This is a genomic window from Streptomyces sp. NPDC002564, from assembly GCF_042889645.1.
Taxonomy (GTDB): Bacteria; Actinomycetota; Actinomycetes; order Streptomycetales; family Streptomycetaceae; genus Streptomyces.
The window spans coordinates 170,459-190,852 of the sequence record NZ_JBIARE010000002.1; the positions used below are offsets into that span (position 1 = coordinate 170,459).

Below are 20,394 nucleotides of genomic sequence, written 5' to 3' on the forward strand. Positions count from 1 at the left end.
TGCTCGATTCGGCGCGTGCTGCGGCGACCGCTTCAGCGCTTCAGCGAGTGCCTCGGCGACTGCTTCAGAGGTCGAGCTCGGTTCCGTCCGGGAAGCCGACGCGGACCCGGTCGCCGTCCACGGCACAGGTGACCGCCTCCCGCAGCGCCCCGGGGCGGACCGTGTCCCGGGACAGCGCGACCAGGGTGACGTGGACGCTCGCGCCGCCGGGGTGCGCCGCGGACGTCAGGAACGGCGTCGCGGAGTGCGGCCCGTACGCGTTGGCCGCCACCTCGCGGGCGATGCCCGTCTCCTCGTCCCACCCGTACAGGGCGACGACGGCACTGGTCAGGCCGGTGGCCGTCCGGGTGAGCGCCCAGCCGGGGCCGCGCTCGGCGTGCGGCGCGGCCTCGTCCGCCACCGCGTGGCCGCCCTCGCGGACGGCCGCCCCCTCGGGGGCCCGCACCCGGTGCACGCGCACCTCCCACGGACCGTGCAGGGCGCTCGTCGTGACGACGGGGTACGCGTCCTCGGTTCCGGGATAGACCGCCTCGTGGCGGGAGGACGCCCTGCGGTCCGCGCAGACCAGCGGGTGGATGCGGCGGCGCCGGGACGCCGTGCCGTCCGGGGCGACGAGCGCCAGATGGCCGTCGACGGCGCGCTCCCACGCGCGCGGTGCGGTCTCCGGGGCGGTCGCGGTGGAGTAGCCGAACTTGGCGTAGTGCGGGTCGTCCTGCGCGGTTCCTTCGAGGAGGTTGTGGTCGCTGCCGTGGTTGACCAGGCGGACGATGCCGTCGTGCCGGGTGCCGTGCAGCAGCCAGCCGGGCTGCGGCAGGGCCGTGTACTGGTCGGACTCCTCGACCGGCAGCGGGACCTCGCGCTCCGTCCACACCGGGTGCCCGGCGGGCAGCAGCAGCCCGAGGAAGCCCTTGCTCGCCCAGTACGGCGACGCGGGGCCGGAGTAGGCCTGGGTGGCGGGCAGGAACGTCCCGTACCAGCCGAGCGGCAGCAGGCCCCGCTCGTCGGGGACGCCGCGCTCCACGAAGTGCCGTGCCGTGCCGGAGGCGAGGCGACGGGTCAGGCCCGGCGCGAGCGGGCTGCAGTCGGCGAGGGCGCCCATCCACACGGGCGCGGCGGCCGCGAACCGGTAGGTGAGGGAGCGGCCCTGGTGCACGGGGGCACCGTCGCCGCCGAAGAAGTGCGGGTAGGTGGCCAGGAATTGGGTGAGGCGCTCGCGGTACACCGCGGCGCGACCGCCGTCGTCGTCCCCGGCCATCCTGGCCCACAGCAGCGGGTACAGGTGCATCGCCCAGCCGATGTAGTAGTCGAAGTTGCGCCCGTCCCCGTCGCTGTACCAGCCGTCGCCGCGGTACCAGTCCTCGATGCGGTCCAGGCCGCCGTCGATGTCCGACCTGCTGTGGGGAGCGCCCACCGAGGCGAGGAACTGCTCGGACACCACCTGGAAGAGCCGCCAGTTGTTGTCCCACGTCGTGCCGCCGACGAAGCCGGAGAACCAGTCGACCACCCGCTCCTGGACCCGGGTGTCGAGCTTGTCCCAGATCCAGGGGCGGGTCTCGTGCAGCCCGATGGCGATCGAGGCGGCCTCCACCATCTGCTGGGAGCAGTCGGTGAGTTCGGGCCACGCCTCGCCGCTCGTCCGGTCCGTGCCCGCCGCCAGGCCCTCGGCGTAGCGTGCCACGAGGCCGGGGTCCACCGCGCCGCCCGCTCCCGCGATGCGGAAGGCGGCGAGCAGGAAGGACCGCGCAAAGCCTTCCAGGCCGTCGGAGACGACCCCCGACCAGCTGTTGCGCCCCGGCAGCCGGTACTGCGCGAAGCCGGGCGTCGCGTACGGGACCAGCGCCGCCAACTGCCGGTCGGCGAGCGCCTCCCAGTGCGCGCGGGTCCAGCCGGTGAGCGGCGACAGGACACGGTCGGTGGGCGGCAGGACCAGGTGCGGTGCGGGCATGGCGTCCGTGACTCCTCGGAGGGTGGTGCTGCGGTACGGATCCGGTGCGTTCGGGGTGATCCCGCGCCAGCATGTAAGCGGTTGCTGCCGTCGCGCAAGGGGTGATCCCTCCATGCCCGCCGTGCGCCGCTCCTGGGCTTCCGCGGTCCGCCCCGTCCGGACGGGGCGGACCGCGGGTGCGCCCGGGGCCCGACTAGATGCCTCGTGCACACGCCTCGACAGGAGCGGTCGGGTCCGGATAGATAAGGATCAAGCTCGTCCGCCCACCCGCACCCCCATGTCACCACCCGCAACACCGGCTCAAGCGAAGGAAGTTCCATGACCGACCTCCGTCTCGGCGTTCTCGGCTACGGACTGCGCGGCTCGCTCGCCCGCACCGCCCACCGGCCGGACGCGGGCGCCCGCGTCACCGCGCTGGCCGACCACGACCCCGCGGCCCGGGCCGAGGCGGCCACCGCCTTCCCCGGCGCGCTGATATCGAGCGACCACCGCAAGGTCGTCGAGGACCCGGACGTCGACGCGATCGTCGTCCTCACCCCCGACCACACCCACGCGGCGCTCGCCCGCGAGGCGCTGCGCGAGGGCAAGCCCGTCTTCGTCGAGAAGCCGCTGGAGATCGGCATCGAGGCCTGCGACGAGATCCTGCGGACCGCGTACGAGACGGGCACCCGGCTCTACGTCGGGCACAACATGCGCCACATGCCGGTGGTCCGGCTGATGCGCGACATCATCGAGCGCGGCGAGATCGGCGCGGTCAAGACGGTCTGGGTGCGGCACTTCGTCGGCTACGGCGGCGACTGGTACTTCAAGGACTGGCACGCCGAACGGCAGTACACGAACGGCCTGTTGCTGCAGAAGGCCGCCCACGACATCGACGTCCTGCACTGGCTGGCGAACGGCTACACGCGCCGCGTGCAGGCCCTCGGCGACCTCATGGTCTACGGCGACAACCCGCACCGCCGCGAGGCCGGCGAGCCGAAGACCGACGACTGGTACGCCAAGGACGGCCACTGGCCGCCGCACACCCAGCGGGACCTCAACCCCGTCATCGACGTCGAGGACGTGTCCCTGGTCAACATGCGCCTGGACAACGGCGTTCTGGCCGCCTACCAGCAGTGCCACTTCACCCCCGACTACTGGCGCAACTACACCGTCATCGGCGACGCGGGCCGCCTGGAGAACTTCGGCGACGGGCCCGGCGGAACGGTCAAGGTGTGGAACACCCGCCGCTCCGGGTACCGCGGCGAGGCCGACGCCGTCCACCCGGTGCCGGACGCCCAGGACGCGGGCGGGCACGGCGGCGCCGACCCGCTCCTCGTCGACGAGTTCGTCCGCTTCGTGCGCGAAGGAGGGCGCACCGACACCTCGCCGGTCGCGGCGCGCATGGCGGTGGCGGCGGGCGTACGGGCCACCGAGTCGCTGCGCGACGGCGGCACACCGCGCGAGGTGCCCGACCTCGACCCCGAACTGATCGCCTATTTCGAACGCGGCCAGACCCGCTGAACCCCACGGTCTGAAGGAAAGCTGCGGCGGCGCTTAAGAAATCCTCGATGGACCCGGGCGCCGCCGTAAGGAAGATTCCTGTCCCGTCGGGGGAAGTGACGACGTACGACGGGAGCCGTAGCGTTGAAGGCGCTGGTCAAGGAGAAGGCTGAGCCCGGTCTCAGCCTGAAGGACGTGCCGGAGCCGGTCATCGGCCACGGAGACGTCCTCATCAAGGTCCTCCGCACGGGCATCTGCGGAACCGACCTGCACATCCGGTCGTGGGACGGCTGGGCGCAGCAGGCGATCACGGCGCCCCTGGTCGTCGGGCACGAATTCGTCGGCGAGGTCGTCGACACCGGCCGCGACGTCACCGACATCAAGACCGGCGACCGGGTCAGCGGCGAGGGCCACCTCGTCTGCGGCAAGTGCCGCAACTGCCTCGCGGGCCGCCGCCACCTGTGCCGGGCCACCGTCGGCCTCGGCGTGGGCCGCGACGGCGCCTTCGCGGAGTACGTCGCCCTGCCCGCCGGGAACGTGTGGGTGCACCGCGTCCCGGTGGACCTGGACGTCGCCGCGATCTTCGACCCGTTCGGCAACGCCGTCCACACGGCCCTGTCCTTCCCGCTGGTCGGCGAGGACGTGCTGATCACCGGGGCGGGACCGATCGGCCTGATGGCCGCGGCCGTCGCCCGGCACGCGGGCGCCCGCAACGTCGTGGTCACCGACGTCAGCGAGGAGCGCCTCCAGCTCGCCCGCAAGGTCGGCGTCAGCCTCGCCCTGAACGTGGCGGAGTCGACCATCGCCGACGGCCAGCGCGAGCTCGGCCTGCGCGAGGGCTTCGACATCGGCCTGGAGATGTCCGGCAACCCGCGCGCGATGCGCGACATGGTCGCCAACATGACCCACGGCGGCAAGATCGCCATGCTCGGCCTGCCCGCCGAGGAGTTCGCCGTCGACTGGTCGCGGATCGTCACCTCGATGATCACCATCAAGGGCATCTACGGCCGCGAGATGTTCGAGACCTGGTACGCGATGTCGGTGCTGCTCGAAGGCGGCCTCGACCTGGCCCCCGTCATCACCGGCCGCTACGGCCACCGCGACTTCGAGGCCGCGTTCGACGACGCGGCGAGCGGCCGCGGCGGCAAGGTCATCCTCGACTGGACCTCCTGAACCTCCCCGGCCCGACTCCCGGCCCTCCTCCCAAAGGACCACGCATGTTCGACAACGTACGCGAAGACCTCCAGGCCACCCTCGACGAGATCCGCGCCGCCGGCCTGCACAAGCCCGAGCGCGTCATCGGCACCCCGCAGTCCGCGAAGGTCGCCGTCACCGGGGGCGGCCGGGCCGGTGAGGTCCTCAACTTCTGCGCCAACAACTACCTCGGCCTCGCCGACCACCCCGAGGTCGTCGCCGCCGCCCACGAGGCGCTGGACCGCTGGGGCTACGGCATGGCCTCCGTCCGCTTCATCTGCGGCACCCAGGAGGTGCACAAGGAGCTGGAGGCGCGCCTGTCCGCCTTCCTCGGCCAGGAGGACACGATCCTCTACTCCTCCTGCTTCGACGCCAACGGCGGTGTCTTCGAGACCCTCCTCGGCGCCGAGGACGCGGTCATCTCCGACGCCCTGAACCACGCCTCGATCATCGACGGCATCCGGCTGTCCAAGGCCCGCCGCTTCCGCTACGCCAACCGCGACATGACCGACCTGGAGCAGCAGCTCAAGGAGGCCGCCGAGGGCGGCGCCCGCCGCAAGCTGATCGTCACCGACGGCGTCTTCTCCATGGACGGCTACGTCGCCCCGCTGCAGGAGATCTGCGACCTCGCCGACCGGTACGACGCCATGGTCATGGTCGACGACTCGCACGCCGTCGGCTTCGTGGGCCCCGGCGGCCGCGGCACCCCCGAGCTGCACGGCGTGATGGACCGCGTCGACATCATCACGGGCACCCTGGGCAAGGCGCTCGGCGGCGCCTCCGGCGGCTACGTCGCGGCCCGCGCCGAGATCGTCGCCCTGCTGCGCCAGCGCTCGCGCCCCTACCTCTTCTCCAACACCCTCGCCCCGGTGATCGCGGCGGCCTCGCTGAAGGTCATCGACCTCCTCGAGTCCGCAGGTGACCTGCGGGAGCAGCTCGCGGCGAACACCGCGCTGTTCCGCTCGCGGATGACCGAGGAGGGCTTCGACATCCTCCCCGGCGACCACGCCATCGCGCCGGTGATGATCGGCGACGCGGCCGTCGCGGGCAGGATGGCCGAGCTGCTCCTGGAGCGCGGCGTGTACGTGATCGGCTTCTCCTACCCGGTCGTGCCGCAGGACAAGGCCCGCATCCGCGTCCAGCTGTCGGCCGCCCACTCCACGGCGGACGTGAACCGCGCGGTGGACGCCTTCGTGGCGGCGCGCGCGGAGCTCGACCAGGGCTGACCCCGGAGACGGCGCACCCCGGGCGGGGCCCGCGGTGCGCCTGAGGCCGTCGGTTTGGGAGAATCGACGACATGATCGAAGCGCGGCGGCTGCACATCCTCCGTGCGGTGGCCGACCACCGCACGGTCACGGCCGCTGCCGCCGCGCTCTACCTCACCCCGTCCGCGGTCTCCCAGCAGCTCACCGCCCTGGAGCAGGAGACGGGTCACCGCTTGGTCGAGCGCTCGGCGCGCGGGGTGCGCCTGACGGCGGCGGGCGAGATCCTGCTGACCCACACCAACGCCGTCCTGGCCCAGCTGGAGCGCGCCGAGGCCGAACTCGCCGCGTACAGCTCCGGCGAGGCGGGCACGGTGACCGTCGCCGCCTTCGCCACCGGGATCGGCCTCGTCGTGGCCCCCGCGCTGGCCCGGCTCGCCGCGTCGGCGCCCGGCATCCGCGTCCGTGTGCAGGACGCGGAGGGCGACGCGAGCCTGCCGATGGTCCTCGACCGGCAGGTCGACGTGGCCGTCGCGGTCGAGTACCGGGGCGCACCGGGCGCGGACGACCCGCGGCTGACCCGCGTACCGCTCTACGCCGAGCCGTTCGACGCGGTGCTCCCGCTCGGCCACCGGCTCGCGGACGCCGAGCGGGTGCCGCTGGCCGAGCTCGCCAAGGACGTGTGGATCGGGCCCTTCGCCGGCAACCCCTGCCACGACGTGGTCGTCCTCGCCTGCGAACAGGCCGGGTTCCAGCCCGAGTTGGAGCATTGGTCGGACGATTTCCGGGCAGTGGTCGCACTCGCATCGGCAGGCGCGGGAGTCGCCCTCGTACCCCGCTCGGCGCTGCGGGGCATGGACGTGTCCGGCGCGGTGGTGCGTCCGGTGGAGGGTGCGGTGCCCACACGCCGGGTGTTCGCGGCGGTGCGGTGCGGCGCGGAAGGGCACCCGCTGATCCGCCCGGTGCTCGCCGCGCTGGGGGAGGCGGCGGGCTGAGCCCGGCCTGCCGCGTCCCGGGGTGCCTCCTGGGCCGTCCTCGCGGTGCCCTGTGTGCCCATATTCTTGTCCCAAAGGGCGATTAAATGCCCGTAGTGGAATGGATCAGGACATTGGGCGGTCTGTTCCGGCCGTGCGTGAATTGAGAGATTGCCATGTACAGGCGTCTTCCAGGATCGTCGTCGTGCAAGCGGAAGACGTTTCCCGGAAATGGCCGCTCGATACGGTCACGTACGGGCCTGGAATGAGGGAGTTCTTGTGCTGTCGAAAACCAAGAGGATCGCGCGCTCCGCAACCGTGGCGGTCGCCGCCGCCGCGGCGTTCACCGTGGTGATGCCCAGTGGCAACGCCTTCGCCATCGACCACGTCGAGTGCAGGGGCGGCGAGAACTTCTTGAAGATCTGGTCGCACAACGGCGGCCGGCAGAGCGTGGACTGCTACGCGAACAAGGGCCGGACCGGCTTCGGCAACTGGTGGGTCGACCGCATCTCCACGGGCAACAACGACCTGATCTACTACGACGCCAACGGTGACTCCGTGCGGATCAACCGGTGGACCGACATCACCTTCCCGAGCCGTCCGCCGAAGGTGAAGGACATCGAAATCCTCTGACGAGGGAACGGCCCGGGTGAATTCGGGCCAATAATTCGGTGACGCGGTGGCCATCTCCGCACCATGGCCATGTTCCGGATTCCGCCGGCCACGCCTTTCGGGGCGTGGCCGGTCGCGTTCATTTCGACAGCGCGTATTCCGCCTTTCACGTGTGCCGCCTTCCTGTTCCTCACTTGCGCCGTCTTTTCGCGTTCTCGTCTTTCCGTGTTCTCGCGTTTCCGCGTTTCCGCGTTTCCGCGTTCCCGCGTGCGTCGCCCCCGCCGCGTCGCGGCGCGGGCCGCCTCGCGCTCGCCGCGTGACGACGCCCCGGCCCGCGCCGAGGGACCCCGCCCGGCCCGCGCCGCGAAACTCAGCTCCGACCTCTTGACCCTGCGGTCGGCCAGTCATTAGCGTTGCGGCACTGTGCCAGAAAGCGCTTTCTGGCAGCGCTTTCCGGGACGTCCGCAGCACAGAGCTCCGCACCGGTCCACGCAACTGCCTCCCACGTACGCCGCATACCAGGGAACGTCAGGGGAGTTCACCGTGAGTCAGAGCGCACTGTCCGCACCTCCCGTGCGCACGGCGGGAGTCGCCGATCGGGAACGGCCGGGCCTGCGGCAGCGCGCCGCCGAGGCCGCCGAGAAGAGCTGGCGCCCCCTCGCGCTGCTGGTCGTCTGCTTCGGCGCCTGGTGGCTGATCGCGGCCACCGGGATGGTCGAGGCCTATCTGGTGCCCTCGCCCGGGGCCACCCTCGACGTCGTCCTCGACAAGCCCGACTACCTGTGGCAGCACAGCTGGGTCACCACGTACGAGACCCTGATCGGCTTCGTCATCGCGGTCGCCGTCGGCATCCTCTCCGCCGTCCTGATGGTCGCCTCGACCACCGTCGAGAAGACCCTCTACCCCGTCCTCCTGTTCGCCCAGGTCGTCCCGAAGATCGCGATCGCCCCGCTGTTCGTCGTCTGGCTCGGCTTCGGCATCGCGCCGAAGATCCTCATCGCGGTCCTGATCGCCTTCTTCCCGGTCGTCATCTCCATGGTCACCGGCCTGAAGGCGGTGGATCCGGAGATGCTGCAGCTCTCGGCCACGATGGGGGCGCGGCCCTGGCAGACGTTCCTGAAGATCCGCTTCCCGGCCTCCCTGCCGCACCTCTTCGCCGGCCTGAAGGTCGCCGTCACGCTGGCCGTCACCGGAGCCGTGGTCGGCGAGTTCGTCGGCGCGAACGAAGGCCTCGGCTATGTGATCCTCCAGGCCAACGGCAATCTCGACACCCCCATGCTCTTCGCCGGGCTGCTCGTCATGTCACTGATCGGCGTGGTCCTGTTCGTGCTCGTCGAGATCGCCGAGAAGCTGCTGCTCCCGTGGCACGCGAGCCGCAGGGACCAGGCCGCCACCACCGCGTACTGAGCCCACCCGCCTCCCCGCTCCCGGCTTCCCCCCCCCGTCGTCCGTACGCGAGAAGGGCCGTCCCATGCACGCGCGCAGACTCCTCACCGGCCTCGTCCCCCTGGCCCTCGTCGCGGCCACCGCGACCGCCTGCGGTGACGACGACAGGACGAGCACCAGCGCCTCCGGCGAGAAGCTGGACAAGGTGACCCTGACGCTCAACTGGTACCCGTACGGCGAGCACGCGCCGTTCTACTACGGGAAGCGGCAGAAGATCTTCGAGGAACACGGCATCGACCTGGAGATCCGGGCGGGCCAGGGCTCCCAGAAGACCGTGCAGGCGACCGGCGCCGGGCAGACCGACTTCGGCTGGGCCGACACGCCCGCCGTGCTCGCCGGCGTCGACCAGGGCGTCAAGGTGAAGAGCCTCGGCGTATTCCTGCAGACCACGCCGGCCTCCGTGCAGTCCTTCGCCACCGAGGGCGTCGCGTCGCCGGACGACCTGAAGGGCATGACCGTCGCGGGCACCGCGGGCGACGCGCTCACCAAGACCTTCCCGATCTTCCTGGAGAAGAACGGCATGGAGCTCTCGGACGTCGAGGTCCAGAACACCGATCCGGCGGGCAAGATCGCCGCGGTGATCTCCGGCAGGACGGACGCGCTGCTCGGCTACGCCAGCGATCAGGGACCGACCATGCGCAGCAAGGCCAGGAAGGACGTCTCGTACCTGCGGTTCTCCGAACACGGCCTGAACTTCTACTCCAACGGACTCATCGCGGGGCCCAAGACCCTGCGGGGCAGAGGGGACCTGGCCGAGCGGATGACCGAGGCGGTCAGCGAGGCATGGGCGGCGGCCCGGAAGAAGCCGGGCCCCGCGGTCGCGGCGATGAAGGGCGCCTCCGAGCAACTCCCGCCCGAGGACGTCCTGTCGGAGCAGTTCAGGACGACGCTGACCCTGCTGCACACCGACGCCACCCGGGGCAAGGCGCCGGGGGTCAACACGGAGGCGGACTGGAAGCGGACCATCGAGGTCTTCACCGAGGCGGGCCTGGTCGAGCACCCCAAACCCGTGACGGAGTACTGGGATGCGGCCAAGGGGATCAAGGGGTGACCATGCCCAACGACATGACGCTGAAGAAGAGCGCCGGGCCCACGGGCGCGCGGACGGCTACGCCCGCCGTGCGCATCGCCGACGTCGCCGTCCGCTTCCGGACCAAGAAGAAGGACGTCACCGCGCTGCGCGACGTGTCGCTCGACATCGGCACCGGGGAGTTCGTGGCCCTGGTCGGTCCGTCGGGCTGCGGCAAGTCCACCCTGCTAAAGCTGGTCGCGGGGCTGCTGCGGCCGTCGGCGGGGGACGTGCTCCTGAACGGTGAGCGGGTGGCCGGGCCGCGCCGCGACATCGGATACGTCTTCCAGCGCGCCGCCCTGCTCGACTGGCGGTCGGCCCGGCGCAACATCCTCCTCCAGGCGGAGATGCGCGGCCTCCCCGCGGAGTGGGCACGCGCGCGTGCCGACGAGCTGATCCGCATGACCGGGCTCGGCGGCTTCGAGGACGCGTACCCGCACGAGCTCTCCGGCGGCATGCAGCAACGCGTGGCGCTGTGCCGGGCCCTGCTCCACGAGCCGCCCGTCCTCCTCATGGACGAGCCGTTCGGAGCCCTCGACGCGCTCACGCGCGAGCAGTTGAACGTCGAGCTGAACCGCATCTGGCGGGAGACCGGCACCACGGTGCTCCTGGTGACGCACTCGATCGCCGAGGCCGTGTACCTGGCGGACCGCGTGGTGGTGATGAGCCCGCGACCCGGCACGGTCACGGAGGTCATCGAGGTCGGCCTCCCGCCGGACCGGGGATACGCGCAGACGCTCGCCTCGACCGGATTCCGCGAGGCGACGGGGCGGATCAGGGAGTTGCTGGGGGCCGCGTCGGCACACGACTGAGGGAGTGCCGTACGGCACGCACGGCGGGCGGCGCGGACCTCGCCGAGCCCGCGCGAGCTCGCATACGCCCAGCTCACAGCATGCGTATCCGAGAGGCAAGACACACTTGTTGGCATCCCATATGCGGGATAGCGTGCCAGATATGGAACATGATGGAGTCGACGCGCGCCTCGCCGCCCGGCTGTCCGAGCTGCGCGCCGAACGCGGCTGGTCCCTGGGCGAACTGGCCGAGCTGAGCGGGATCAGCCGCTCCACGCTGTCCCGCGCCGAGCGCGCGGAGATCAGCCCCACGGCCGCCCTCCTGAACCGCCTCTGCGCGGTGTACGAACGGACCATGTCCCAGCTCCTCAGCGAGGTGGAGGCGGAGCCCGCCCAACTGGTCCGCGCCGTCGACCAGGCGGTCTGGGCGGACGACGAGGCCGGGTTCATGCGGTGGTCGGTCTCGCCGCCGCGCACAGGGATGCGCGGCGAGCTCGTCGAGGGCCGGCTGCAGCCCGGCGCCGACATCGCGTACGACCGGCCGCCCGTGCCCGGCCTGGAACAGCACATCTGGGTGCTCGAAGGAGCCATGGAGGTCACGGTCCAGGGCGAGGCGCACCGTCTGCGCACCGGGGACTGCCTGCGCTACCGGCTGTGGGGCCCCTCACGGTTCCGCTGCCCGGGCGAGGAGGCCGCGCGGTACGTGCTGGTCGTGGTGAAGGCGTGAAGGACCACCCGGCGGCCGTGCGCGGCACCCACCTGGCGCGCCTCGATCCCGCAGGGCTCCTCGACGCCGCCGAGGGCCTGGCCGACCTGCTGGTCGACACGGTGCGGGGCGGCGCCTCGCTCGGTTTCCTCGCCGGCCTGGACCGGGCCGCCGCGGCGGCGTGGTGGCGCGGGCTCGCCCCGGCGCTCGCCGACGGACGCCTCGCGGTCTGGGCGCTGACCGACGATCAGGAGGAGGGCGGGCGCCGCGTGACCGGCACCGTCGGCCTCGCCTTCGTGGACAAGCCCAACGGCCGCCACCGCGCCGAGATCACCAAACTGATGGTGCACCGTTGCGCACGCGGGAAGGGGCACGCCCGGGCCCTGCTCGCCGCCGCGGAACAGGCGGCGGTGCGGGCGGGCGTGACCCTCCTCGTCCTGGACACCGAGACCGGCAGCCCCGCCCAGGCCCTCTACCGGAGCACCGGGTGGGCCGAGGCGGGCAGCATCCCGGACTACGCGGCCGATCCCGCGGGCGCGCTGCACGCGACGACCCTCTACTACAAGCGGCTCGGCGCCGGACGGGCCGACGCCGGGCCGCGGGGCGTGCCGGCTCAGTAGCGCAGCGCCGCCAGGTAGGCGTAGCTGGTGCGCGCGCTGGCGAACGGGTCGGCGGGGGAGTCGTGCTCGACGAGCCACTGCCGGACCCCGCCCACGCGCGCGTGGGCGAACATCCCGGCGAAGTCGAGCGTCCCCGAACCGACGTCGGCGAAGCCGCCGTCGGCCGCCATGTCCTTCACGTGCAGCGCGGGGAAACGGTGCCGGTGGCGCCGGAAGTACGCGGCGGGATCGGCGCCGCCCTTGACCGCCCAGTACACGTCCAGCTCGAAGCCGACGAACTCGGGATCGGTCTCGGTCAGCAGGATGTCGTACAGGCTCGTGCCGTCGGCCACCACGTGATCCGTGCCGTGGTTGTGGAACAGCACGGGCCCGAGCCCCGCCGCCCGCGCGGCGCACCCGATCCGGTTGAACTGCCGCGCCGCCTCCCGGAAGCCCTCCGGCGTGTGCAGCTCGCCGGGCAGGCTCGGCACCACGGGCCAGTGCGCGCCCAAGGTGTGCAGGTCGTCGAGTGCCCGGGGCAGTCCGGCGCCGGTCAGCGTCGGGTAGGCGACGTGTTCCAGGACCGCCCGCAGGCCGGCGGCGTCCAGCATCCGCCGGATGCCGACGGCGTCGTGGCCGTGCCGGCCGCTCACGCCCACGGTCGCGTAGCCGATCCCGGCGAGCTGTTCCAGCGTGCCGGGGAAGTCCCGCGCGAGGGCGTCCCGCATCGTGTACAGGTGCATGCCGATGCCGTCGCGCGGGATGCGGCGCCGGGGCGGCCGGTCGGCCGCCGCCCGCGCGGGCAGCGTCCCGCCCGCCGTCGCCGCGAGCCCCAGGGACGTTCCGAGGGCCGCCCGCAGGAAGCCGCGCCGGGAACCGCCGGCGGCGGGCGGGTGTACGGATCCGCTCATCGTCGTCCTCACTTCGCCGTCACCGGGACGGCGCCGGTCGTCGTGTCGCCCTTGTCGTCGGTCACCGTCAGGTGCGCGGTGTAGGTCCCCACGCGCGCGTACGTGTGGGCGGCGGTCGGGCCCTGTGTGCCGGACGGCTTGGAGTTGTCGCCGAAGTCCCAGTGGTAGGCGGCGGCGGTGCGGCCGGCGGGCAGCTTCACCGTGCTCGTGAACGACACCGCGAGCGGCGGCGCGCCGCTGTCCGGCGCGGCCTTCGGCGAGACGCTCGCGGCGGACTTCTTCTCCACCCCGGGGCCGTTGAAGCGCAGCCAGTCGACGGTCAGGAGGTCGGGCTTGCCGGCCGACCACTGCGGGTTGGTGAAGACCGCGTACAGCTTCATCGTGCCGTCCTGCGCGGTGAGCCGGGCGGTCGGTGAGACGGCCTTGTCCCAGCCGCCGGTGGGGGGCACGGTCACCTTGCCGAGGAGCTTGCCGGTGGGCGAGCCGGCCCGGAACTCGACGTCGCCGCCGAGGCCGCCCGACGCGGCGCCCACGGTCACCGACGCTACGCCCTTGAGGTGCACCGGGTCGAAGGAGATCCAGTCCTTGTCCTCGATCTCGGTGAGCCGCTTGCCGCCCGAGGCGTCCGCGCGGTCGGCGGTGACGACCCCGTCGTGCGCGCCGCCCGTGGCGGTGCGGTGCTCCGCCTCGCGGAAGGAGGTCCGCAGCGTCAGCGAGGCCGAGCCGGTCAGCGCGGGAACCCCGTCCGCGCCCTTGTCCTCGTACTGCGCGGTGATGCCGTAGTACAGGTTCTGGCCGGGCCCGTGGCTGTCACCGGCGTCGGTGACGATCTCGCCCGTGCAGCCGGTGTAGTTGTCCAGCGGATGCAGGTGCGTGTCGTGCCCCAGCTGGGACTGGACGACGACCCGCCCGCAGTCGACGGGCCCGTCCTCCGGGTCGGTCACCTTCACCGTGAACGGGATGGTGTCGCCGAAACTGAACGTCCCGCCGTTCGGCGGCTGTTGGATGCTCACCTGCGGTCTGGTGTTGCCGACCGTGATGTCCCGTACGGCCAGCGCGGTCAGCTCCTTGGGTCCGGTCACCTTCAGGCGGGCGGTGAACTGTCCCTTGGCCGCGTACGTGTGGGTCGGGTTCGCCTCGGTCGAGTCGGTCGTGCCGTCGCCGTCGAAGTCCCAGGCGTACGTGACGGGGGTGCCGCCCGGCAGCCCCGATCCCGCGCTGGAGAAGGTCACGGTCAGTGGAGTGCGGCCGTTGTCCGGGGTGGCCGTGATCCGGGCGTCGGGCAGCCGGCCGTCCGCCACGTAATCGATGCGGTAGATGCCCGACCCTTCGTTGCTGCCGCCGCGGCCGGTGCCGCTGCCGAGCCCGAAGTCGATGACGTACAGCGCGCCGTCCGGCCCGAAATCGGCGTCGAAGGGCTGGTTCCACTTCATCTCGGGGAACACGGGGTTGATGGACTGCAGATCGCCCGCCTTCGCCGGCGGGAACCGCGGATCGCCGAACTCCTGATCCTTCTCCTGCACCGAGAAGGCCTTGAACCACTGCCGGGTCAGCTCGTAGGTGAGCCACTTCCCCTCGAAGTACTCGGGGAACTTCGTCTTGTACGGGTTGTCGGCGTCGTAGTCGTAGACGGGGCCGCTCATCGGGCCGCCGCCGCCCGTGCCGAGTTCGGGGAACTCCTTCGACGCGGAATAGGCGTACCAGACGTTCGCCGGCTCGGCGGGCGGCAGTTCGCGCAGCCCGGTGTTGTTCGGCGAGTCATTGACGATCTTCGCGCAGTCGAACTTCCCCTTGGGCGTCCTCGTCGCGAAGTCGTAGTCGTTGAACGGGGTGTTGTCGCCGATGCAGTAGGGCCAGCCGTAGTTGCCCGCCGCGGTGATTCGGTCGAACTCGACCGTCCCCTCGGGGCCGCGGTCCGCCACGGCCTCCTTCGCGTCGGGGCCGTAGTCGGCGACCAGCAGGGCGCCGCTGACCGGGTCCGTCGTGATCCGGAACGGATTGCGCAGCCCCATCGCGTACACCTCGGGGCGCGTCTTGTCCGTCCCCTCGGGAAAGAGGTTCCCGGCGGGCACGGCATACGTGCCGTCGTCCTTCGGCGTGATCCGCAGGATCTTCCCGCGCAGGTCGTTCGTATTGCCCGCGGTGCCCTGCGCGTCCCACGCCCTGCGGCCCTCGCGCTCGTCGATCGGGGCGAAGCCGTCGGAGGCGAACGGATCGGTGTTGTCGCCCGTCGCGACGTACAGATCGCCCTTCTTGTCGAAGGCGATCGAACCCGCCATGTGGGAATTGGCGCGGCCCTCGCCGCGCCACGTCGGAATGGTCAGCAGCCGCTTCTCCGACGCCGGGTCGACCTTGCCGCCCGCCTCGGTGAAGCGGGAGAGGTTGATGCGTTTCTCCGTCTTGTCGGAGTGCAGCAGATAGAGCCGGTGGTTGTCCGCGAACCCCGGGTCGAGCGCGAGCCCGAGCAGCCCGTCCGACTGGCTCGTCATCTCCGGGGTGTACGCGAGATCCAGCGCCGTGGAGACCTTCAGCGTCTCCTGGTCGATGATCTTCAGCTTGCCGGTGCGCTGGACGAAGAACACCCGCCGGTCGGGCGCGACGGCCAGTTCGAACGGGTCCGCGAGGTCGTCCGTCGCGAGCGGGGTCCGCTGGAAGCTGCCCGTCCTGGTGGCCGTGCAGTCGCCCGGCTTGTCACCGGCGGCCCACTGGATACCGCCCAGGACGTGCCGCAGGAAGCCCTCCTCCTGGAAGGCCGACGCGGCGTGCCCGCCCGCCGTGTACCAGGAGCGGCCGCCGTCGTAGTTCTGGCACCACGACCACGGGTGGTCGACGCCCTCGTCGAGCCCGGTCACGCCGTCGCGCACCTTGATCTGCGCGAGGGTGTGCACCTTGCCGGTCGGATTGGTGCGCCAGTTGTACCACTCCTCCTCGCGCTCCCAGAGCTCGGGAAGGCCCTTCGTGGACGGGTGCGCGTGGTCGAGCACCTTGATCCGGCCCTTCTGCACGGCCGGGTGCTTGTCGAAGATCGCGCCGACCAGGCCCTCGTACCAGTCCCAGTCGCGCTCGCTCGCCGACGCCGCGTGCAGCCCGACCCAGCCGCCGCCCGCCCGGACGTACTTCTGGAAGGCCGCGCGCTGCGGGGCGTCGAGGAGATCGCCCTTCTCGGGCGTGGAGTTGGTGTTGTTGAACACGACGGCCTGGAAGCGGGCCAGGTTCGTGTCGGTGAACGCCCCGGCGTCGTCGGTGGCCTCGACCTCGAAGCCGTGCTCGGCGCCGAGCTTCTCGATCGCCTCGACGCCGGCCGGGATCGAGTCGTGGGCGAAGTTCGTGACCTTGGAGAAGACCAGGACACGGAAGGCGGGCGCGGCCGCCGCGCGCGGCGGTGCGGCGACGAGCAGGCCCACGACGAGGGCCAGCAGGGCGATGAGGGCGAGCAGGGGTCTCGGTGCGCGGCTGCGCGCACGGTGTGGTGCCGTGGAACTCATGGCGCTCCCTGGGCTTGGCGGATGGACGGCTGCCGGTCGCCGGGTGTGCGGTGAGTTGCGTCGGTGCGGGGTGCGGATGTCCGCGGGCTGCGCGGGTGGTGCGCCCGCGCGCGGAGCTGCGGTGCGCGGGGAGATGCGTGCGCGCTGAGGCGGAAAGCGACGATCCGATCGTAGAAAGCGCTTTCACGATGCGGGATTCAGGGTAGGTTCCGCTTCCGCGCAGGGTCAATGGGTCGGAAGGGGCCGACGCGCGCCGGGAGTTGCGTGGGACGGCGCCGACCGCGCCGGAGCGGGGGCCGCGGCCGGCCGCGCCGCGTACGGGGGACGAGGTCAGGTCGTCCGCATGACGTCCCGCGCGCGGGGGAGGCTGCCCGGGGAAGGGCCGGGCGCACGGACCGACGGCGCCCGCCCCCACCACCGCACGAACCAGCCACACCCCAGGGAGCCCGTCACGATGCCGACGTCCGACCGAGCCGACGACGCCACCAGCACCGCCACCCCCGCCGCATACACCGCGGGGCTGCTCAACGCCGCGGACGGCGTCCCCGTCGCCACGTACACCTGGCTGCCCGCCGACGGCAGGCCGCGCGCGTACGTGCAGATCGCGCACGGCGCCGCCGAACACGCACTGCGCTACGACCGGTTCGCCCGCCACCTCACCTCCCGCGGCTACGGAGTGGTCGCCTCCGACCATCGCGGCCACGGGGCCACCGCGCAGGCCACCGGCGGCTACGGAGTGACCTTCGACACCGCGGGTCCGGACGACGCCGACAGCTGGCGGGCGATCGTCGACGACCTGAAGGCCATCGGCGACCAGGTCCGCACCCTGCACCCCGGCGCCCCCTTCTTCCTCCTGGGGCACAGCCTCGGCTCGCTGCTCGCGCGGGACTACGCGCAGGAGTACGCCGACGGGCTCGCGGGCGTCATCCTCTCGGGCACGTTCCGCTCACTGCCCGGCGCCGAGATCGAGGGCTCGATCGCCCGCCTGGAGGGCGAGATCGCCGAGCACGGCCGCGCCGCCCTCTCCTCGTACGTCCCCGACCTCTTCGCCTCCTTCAACGACCCCTACACGCACCGGACGGGCTTCGAGTGGCTCTCGCGGGACGAGGCCGAGGTCGACGCCTACGTCGCCGACGAACGCTGCGGATTCCCGTTCTCCGCCGGGCTCTGCCTGGACTGGGTGCGCGCGGTGCGGAAGATCAACGATCCGCGCAACCTCGCGCGCGTGCCCGCCGATCTGCCGATCCACGTCGCCGTCGGCGAGGAGGACCCCTGCAACCAGCGGATGACCCTGGTCCACGAACTCCTGGAGGACTTCCGGTACGCGGGTGTCGAGGACCTGACCTGGCGGAGCTATCCGGGCGCGCGCCACGAGATCCTCAACGAGACCAACCGCGACGAGGTCCAGGAGGACCTGACGGCCTGGCTCGACGAGCGGGTGCTCTGAGGCGCGCGCGGCCACGGGCGTCGCCGGGTGACTGTCAGTGCCGTTGGCTACGGTTCAGGGCATGTCGAAGTCCAGATCCCGTGCCCGCGTCACCTCCCACGACGTGCGGCGCATCGCGCTCTCCCTGCCGGAGACGACGGAGAAGCTCGCGTGGAGCATGCCCACGTTCCGGGTGGCCGGAAAAATGTTCGTGACGGTGCCCGACGACGAGACGTCCTTCGCGGTGCGCTGCCCGAAGGTCGAGCGCGACGAACTGGTCCTCGCCGAGCCGGACAAGTTCTGGGTCGCCGCCCACGAGGCGGGCTCGGCTTGGGTCCGGGTGCGCCTCGCGGCCCTCGACGGCGACGAGCTCACGGACATCCTGGCCGACTCCTGGCGCCAGGCGGCGCCGCCGCGACTCCTCGACAAACACCCCGGCCTGGGCGCCCCGTCCACGGAGTGAGCCGCACCGCGTCCACGGACCGGCGGGACAGAGAGCGCTGTCTGTGCCCCGTGGCATGATCCCACCACTGCCGACGGGAGGGGTGGGGTCAGCGTGCCGTCAGGACCGGGGACGCAAGGGGAGGGCGCCGGGCGCGCCGCGGGGGACCGGGGCATCTGGTCGCGGGACTTCGGACTGTTCTTCACGGCCCGCGCCGTGGCCAAGCTCGGCGACACGATGCTGCCGGTCGCGCTGGCCGCCGGGCTGCTGCGGCACGGGTACGGCGCCGGGGCCGTCGGCCTGGCCATGGCCGCCACGACCGTCTGCTTCGCCGGTCTGGTGATCTTCGGTGGGGTCTTCGCCGACCGGTTCAGCACCCGCCTGCTGATGATCGGCGCCGACCTCGTCCGGCTCGGCACGCAGGCCCTCGCGGCGGTGTTCTTCTTCACCGGACACGTCGTCCTCTGGCAGATCTGCGCGATCGGCGCGGTCAACGGCGCGGCGGCCGCCCTCTTCCAGCCCGGCGTGGCCAGCACCGTGCCGCGCCTGGCCGCCGACGTGCAGAAGGCCAACGGCGCGATCCGCGTGGCCGAGTCGACCGCGTCCCTCGCGGGCCCCGCGGCCGCCGGTGTCCTGGTCGGCCTCGCCTCGCCCGGAGCCGTCTTCGCCGCGCACGCGGGCACGTACGGGGCGAGCGCCCTGTGCCTCCTCCTGCTCCGGCTGCCGCCCGCCCGTCCCGGCTCGCAACCGCCCAGCGACGGCTTCCGGGCCGACCTGGTCCAGGGCTGGCGCGAATTCCGGTCCCGCACCTGGCTGTGGGGCGTCATAGCCGTCTTCAGCGTGCTGATGATCATGACCACCGGCCCCGCCGTGCCGCTGGTGGCCACCCTCGTCGTCCAGGAGCACGGCTCCGGCGCGTACGGCCTGGTGAACTCCGCACTCGGCGCGGGCACCGTCCTGGGCGGCCTGCTCGCCCTGCGGCTGCGCCCCCGCCGGATGCTCCGCGCCGGCACGATCGCCCTGGTCGCCTACGCCGCCTTCCCGACGGCCGTCGGCGTCCAGCTCGGCGTCCCGCTGATGGCGGCGGGCGCGGCCGTCGCGGGCGCGGGCCTGTCCTTCTGGGGAGTGATGTGGGCGACCAGCGTCCAGACGCAGGTCCCGCCCGACGTCCTGAACCGCATCCACGCCTACGACGTCGCGGGCTCCCTCGCCATGCTGCCCGTCGGCCAGGCCCTCGCCGGTCCCGCCGCGAGCGCCTTCGGCGCCGAGTCGGTCCTGCTCACGGGCGGCGCGATGACGCTCGTGGTGTGCGCGGCGCTCTTCGCGATCCCCGCGATCCGCGGCCTGGTCCGGGCGGACGGACCCGCGCCGGTCGGCTCCGTCCCCGCCGCGCCCCTGCTCACGGCCCGCCCCGAGGCGCAGGCCACGGGTGCCCCGGACGCGCGCGAGTCCGCGGGCCCGGGCCATCTCTGACCCGCCCCCGGAAAGGGGTGAGCGATCACCGGTCCGAGTGCGGTATTGTTTCGGTGCGCGTTCGGCCGGGGGAAACCCCAGGTCACACGGGCAACGGGACGTGGCGCAGCTTGGTAGCGCACTTGACTGGGGGTCAAGGGGTCGCAGGTTCAAATCCTGTCGTCCCGACTGGAGACAGTCGCAGATCAGGGCCGGTTTCGGAGACATCCGAAACCGGCCCTGATCATTTCCGGGGGTCGGTACACCGGCGGTACCACGACAGGTGGCCGCAGCCGGATTGCTGCTGTCCGGCTGCGGCCACGCGGTGAGCCGTCAGAGGGTGATCATCACGGTGCCGCCGTCGAAGTAGTTGCCCATGTTCTTGCGGACGGACACCGTGCCGTCGTTGATCACGTAGGCGAACAGGTCGGCCTTCTTGTCGCCGTTGGCATCGGCGAACCGCAGGACACCCATGTCCTTGCCGTCGACGAAGCGGCCCCAGCCGCTGGACCAGTCGGTGCCGCCGTCGAAGTAGGTGCCCATGTTCTTGCGGACGGCGATCTTGCCGTCCCGGCCGTGGACGATGAGGTCGGCCTTGCCGTCGCCGGTGATGTCGGAGAAGTAGAGGCGGCCCATGTCCTTGCCGTCGACGAAGCGG

The 20,394-nt window shown here is 72.0% G+C and carries 17 protein-coding genes and 1 tRNA gene; 14 read left to right on the plus strand and 4 right to left on the minus strand.

Annotation, left to right across the window (positions count from 1 at the left end; genetic code table 11):
- Positions 1-64 precede the first annotated feature (64 nt).
- A complete protein-coding gene (locus ACFYXE_RS07600) occupies positions 65-1,945 on the minus strand; it encodes a DUF2264 domain-containing protein (protein ID WP_389309980.1) in 1,881 nt (626 codons plus the stop codon).
- Between the two features lie 318 nt (positions 1,946-2,263).
- Between ACFYXE_RS07600 and ACFYXE_RS07605 the strand changes: the two genes are divergently transcribed.
- The 10 genes from ACFYXE_RS07605 (at position 2,264) to ACFYXE_RS07650 (ending at position 12,041) form a co-directional block, all read left to right on the plus strand.
- The gene (locus ACFYXE_RS07605; protein WP_389309982.1) at positions 2,264-3,448 is read left to right on the plus strand and encodes a Gfo/Idh/MocA family protein; all 1,185 of its coding nucleotides are present in this window, start codon (positions 2,264-2,266) and stop codon (positions 3,446-3,448) included.
- Positions 3,449-3,571: 123 nt separating this feature from the next.
- A complete protein-coding gene (gene tdh, locus ACFYXE_RS07610; RefSeq protein WP_389309987.1) occupies positions 3,572-4,600 on the plus strand; it encodes an L-threonine 3-dehydrogenase in 1,029 nt (342 codons plus the stop codon).
- A gap of 44 nt (positions 4,601-4,644) precedes the next feature.
- The gene (locus tag ACFYXE_RS07615) at positions 4,645-5,847 is read left to right on the plus strand and encodes a glycine C-acetyltransferase (RefSeq protein ID WP_389309990.1); all 1,203 of its coding nucleotides are present in this window, start codon (positions 4,645-4,647) and stop codon (positions 5,845-5,847) included.
- 71 nt (positions 5,848-5,918) lie between these two features.
- Positions 5,919-6,818, plus strand: coding sequence for a LysR family transcriptional regulator (locus ACFYXE_RS07620; protein ID WP_361174922.1), 900 nt, complete (start codon positions 5,919-5,921; stop codon positions 6,816-6,818).
- A 258-nt stretch (positions 6,819-7,076) separates the two neighbouring features.
- The gene (locus tag ACFYXE_RS07625) at positions 7,077-7,430 is read left to right on the plus strand and encodes a beta/gamma crystallin domain-containing protein (RefSeq protein ID WP_361174925.1); all 354 of its coding nucleotides are present in this window, start codon (positions 7,077-7,079) and stop codon (positions 7,428-7,430) included.
- A 522-nt stretch (positions 7,431-7,952) separates the two neighbouring features.
- Positions 7,953-8,816, plus strand: a complete 864-nt coding sequence (locus tag ACFYXE_RS07630; protein ID WP_389309995.1) for an ABC transporter permease — start codon at positions 7,953-7,955, stop codon at positions 8,814-8,816.
- 64 nt (positions 8,817-8,880) lie between these two features.
- Complete coding sequence (locus ACFYXE_RS07635) at positions 8,881-9,906, plus strand: ABC transporter substrate-binding protein (RefSeq protein ID WP_389309998.1); 1,026 nt, start codon at positions 8,881-8,883, stop codon at positions 9,904-9,906.
- Between the two features lie 14 nt (positions 9,907-9,920).
- Positions 9,921-10,736, plus strand: coding sequence for an ABC transporter ATP-binding protein (locus tag ACFYXE_RS07640; RefSeq protein ID WP_389311369.1), 816 nt, complete (start codon positions 9,921-9,923; stop codon positions 10,734-10,736).
- Between the two features lie 142 nt (positions 10,737-10,878).
- On the plus strand, positions 10,879-11,442 hold the full coding sequence (locus ACFYXE_RS07645; RefSeq protein ID WP_389310000.1) for a helix-turn-helix domain-containing protein: 564 nt from the start codon (positions 10,879-10,881) through the stop codon (positions 11,440-11,442).
- Positions 11,439-12,041 (plus strand): GNAT family N-acetyltransferase, encoded by a 603-nt coding sequence (locus ACFYXE_RS07650; RefSeq protein ID WP_389310002.1) that lies wholly within the window; start codon positions 11,439-11,441, stop codon positions 12,039-12,041. The genes ACFYXE_RS07645 and ACFYXE_RS07650 overlap by 4 nt, the downstream gene beginning before the upstream one ends.
- Here the strand turns inward: ACFYXE_RS07650 and ACFYXE_RS07655 are convergent.
- Together ACFYXE_RS07655 and ACFYXE_RS07660 are read right to left on the minus strand one after the other, a co-directional pair.
- Complete coding sequence (locus ACFYXE_RS07655) at positions 12,035-12,931, minus strand: sugar phosphate isomerase/epimerase family protein (protein ID WP_389310005.1); 897 nt, start codon at positions 12,929-12,931, stop codon at positions 12,035-12,037. The genes ACFYXE_RS07650 and ACFYXE_RS07655 overlap by 7 nt on opposite strands.
- Before the next feature lie 8 nt (positions 12,932-12,939).
- Positions 12,940-16,416, minus strand: coding sequence for a ThuA domain-containing protein (locus ACFYXE_RS07660; protein ID WP_389310008.1), 3,477 nt, complete (start codon positions 16,414-16,416; stop codon positions 12,940-12,942).
- 454 nt (positions 16,417-16,870) lie between these two features.
- On the opposite strand from ACFYXE_RS07660, the gene ACFYXE_RS07665 reads away from it, so the two are divergent.
- From ACFYXE_RS07665 to ACFYXE_RS07680, 4 genes are all read left to right on the plus strand, one after another.
- Entirely contained in the window at positions 16,871-17,863 is a 993-nt protein-coding gene (locus tag ACFYXE_RS07665; protein ID WP_389310011.1) for an alpha/beta fold hydrolase, read from the plus strand.
- A 61-nt stretch (positions 17,864-17,924) separates the two neighbouring features.
- Entirely contained in the window at positions 17,925-18,305 is a 381-nt protein-coding gene (locus ACFYXE_RS07670) for an MmcQ/YjbR family DNA-binding protein (protein ID WP_389310014.1), read from the plus strand.
- A 93-nt stretch (positions 18,306-18,398) separates the two neighbouring features.
- Positions 18,399-19,757 (plus strand): MFS transporter, encoded by a 1,359-nt coding sequence (locus ACFYXE_RS07675; protein WP_389310017.1) that lies wholly within the window; start codon positions 18,399-18,401, stop codon positions 19,755-19,757.
- Between the two features lie 94 nt (positions 19,758-19,851).
- Positions 19,852-19,925 (plus strand) — tRNA-Pro (locus ACFYXE_RS07680).
- Between the two features lie 144 nt (positions 19,926-20,069).
- On the opposite strand, the gene ACFYXE_RS07685 is transcribed toward ACFYXE_RS07680, so the two are convergent.
- The coding region (locus tag ACFYXE_RS07685) for an FG-GAP-like repeat-containing protein (RefSeq protein ID WP_389310019.1) at positions 20,070-20,394 on the minus strand (325 nt) is incomplete at its 5' end.

What these genes read in the sequence shown, in the direction of transcription:
- ACFYXE_RS07600 (WP_389309980.1), bottom strand. Translation starts at nt 1,945, where the DNA reads ATGCCCGCACCGCACCTGGTCCTGCCGCCCACCGACCGTGTCCTGTCG.
- ACFYXE_RS07605 (WP_389309982.1), top strand. Translation starts at nt 2,264, where the DNA reads ATGACCGACCTCCGTCTCGGCGTTCTCGGCTACGGACTGCGCGGCTCG.
- ACFYXE_RS07615 (WP_389309990.1), top strand. Translation starts at nt 4,645, where the DNA reads ATGTTCGACAACGTACGCGAAGACCTCCAGGCCACCCTCGACGAGATC.
- ACFYXE_RS07620 (WP_361174922.1), top strand. Translation starts at nt 5,919, where the DNA reads ATGATCGAAGCGCGGCGGCTGCACATCCTCCGTGCGGTGGCCGACCAC.
- ACFYXE_RS07635 (WP_389309998.1), top strand. Translation starts at nt 8,881, where the DNA reads ATGCACGCGCGCAGACTCCTCACCGGCCTCGTCCCCCTGGCCCTCGTC.
- ACFYXE_RS07640 (WP_389311369.1), top strand. Translation starts at nt 9,921, where the DNA reads ATGACGCTGAAGAAGAGCGCCGGGCCCACGGGCGCGCGGACGGCTACG.
- ACFYXE_RS07645 (WP_389310000.1), top strand. Translation starts at nt 10,879, where the DNA reads ATGGAACATGATGGAGTCGACGCGCGCCTCGCCGCCCGGCTGTCCGAG.
- ACFYXE_RS07655 (WP_389310005.1), bottom strand. Translation starts at nt 12,931, where the DNA reads ATGAGCGGATCCGTACACCCGCCCGCCGCCGGCGGTTCCCGGCGCGGC.
- ACFYXE_RS07660 (WP_389310008.1), bottom strand. Translation starts at nt 16,416, where the DNA reads ATGAGTTCCACGGCACCACACCGTGCGCGCAGCCGCGCACCGAGACCC.
- ACFYXE_RS07665 (WP_389310011.1), top strand. Translation starts at nt 16,871, where the DNA reads ATGCCGACGTCCGACCGAGCCGACGACGCCACCAGCACCGCCACCCCC.
- ACFYXE_RS07670 (WP_389310014.1), top strand. Translation starts at nt 17,925, where the DNA reads ATGTCGAAGTCCAGATCCCGTGCCCGCGTCACCTCCCACGACGTGCGG.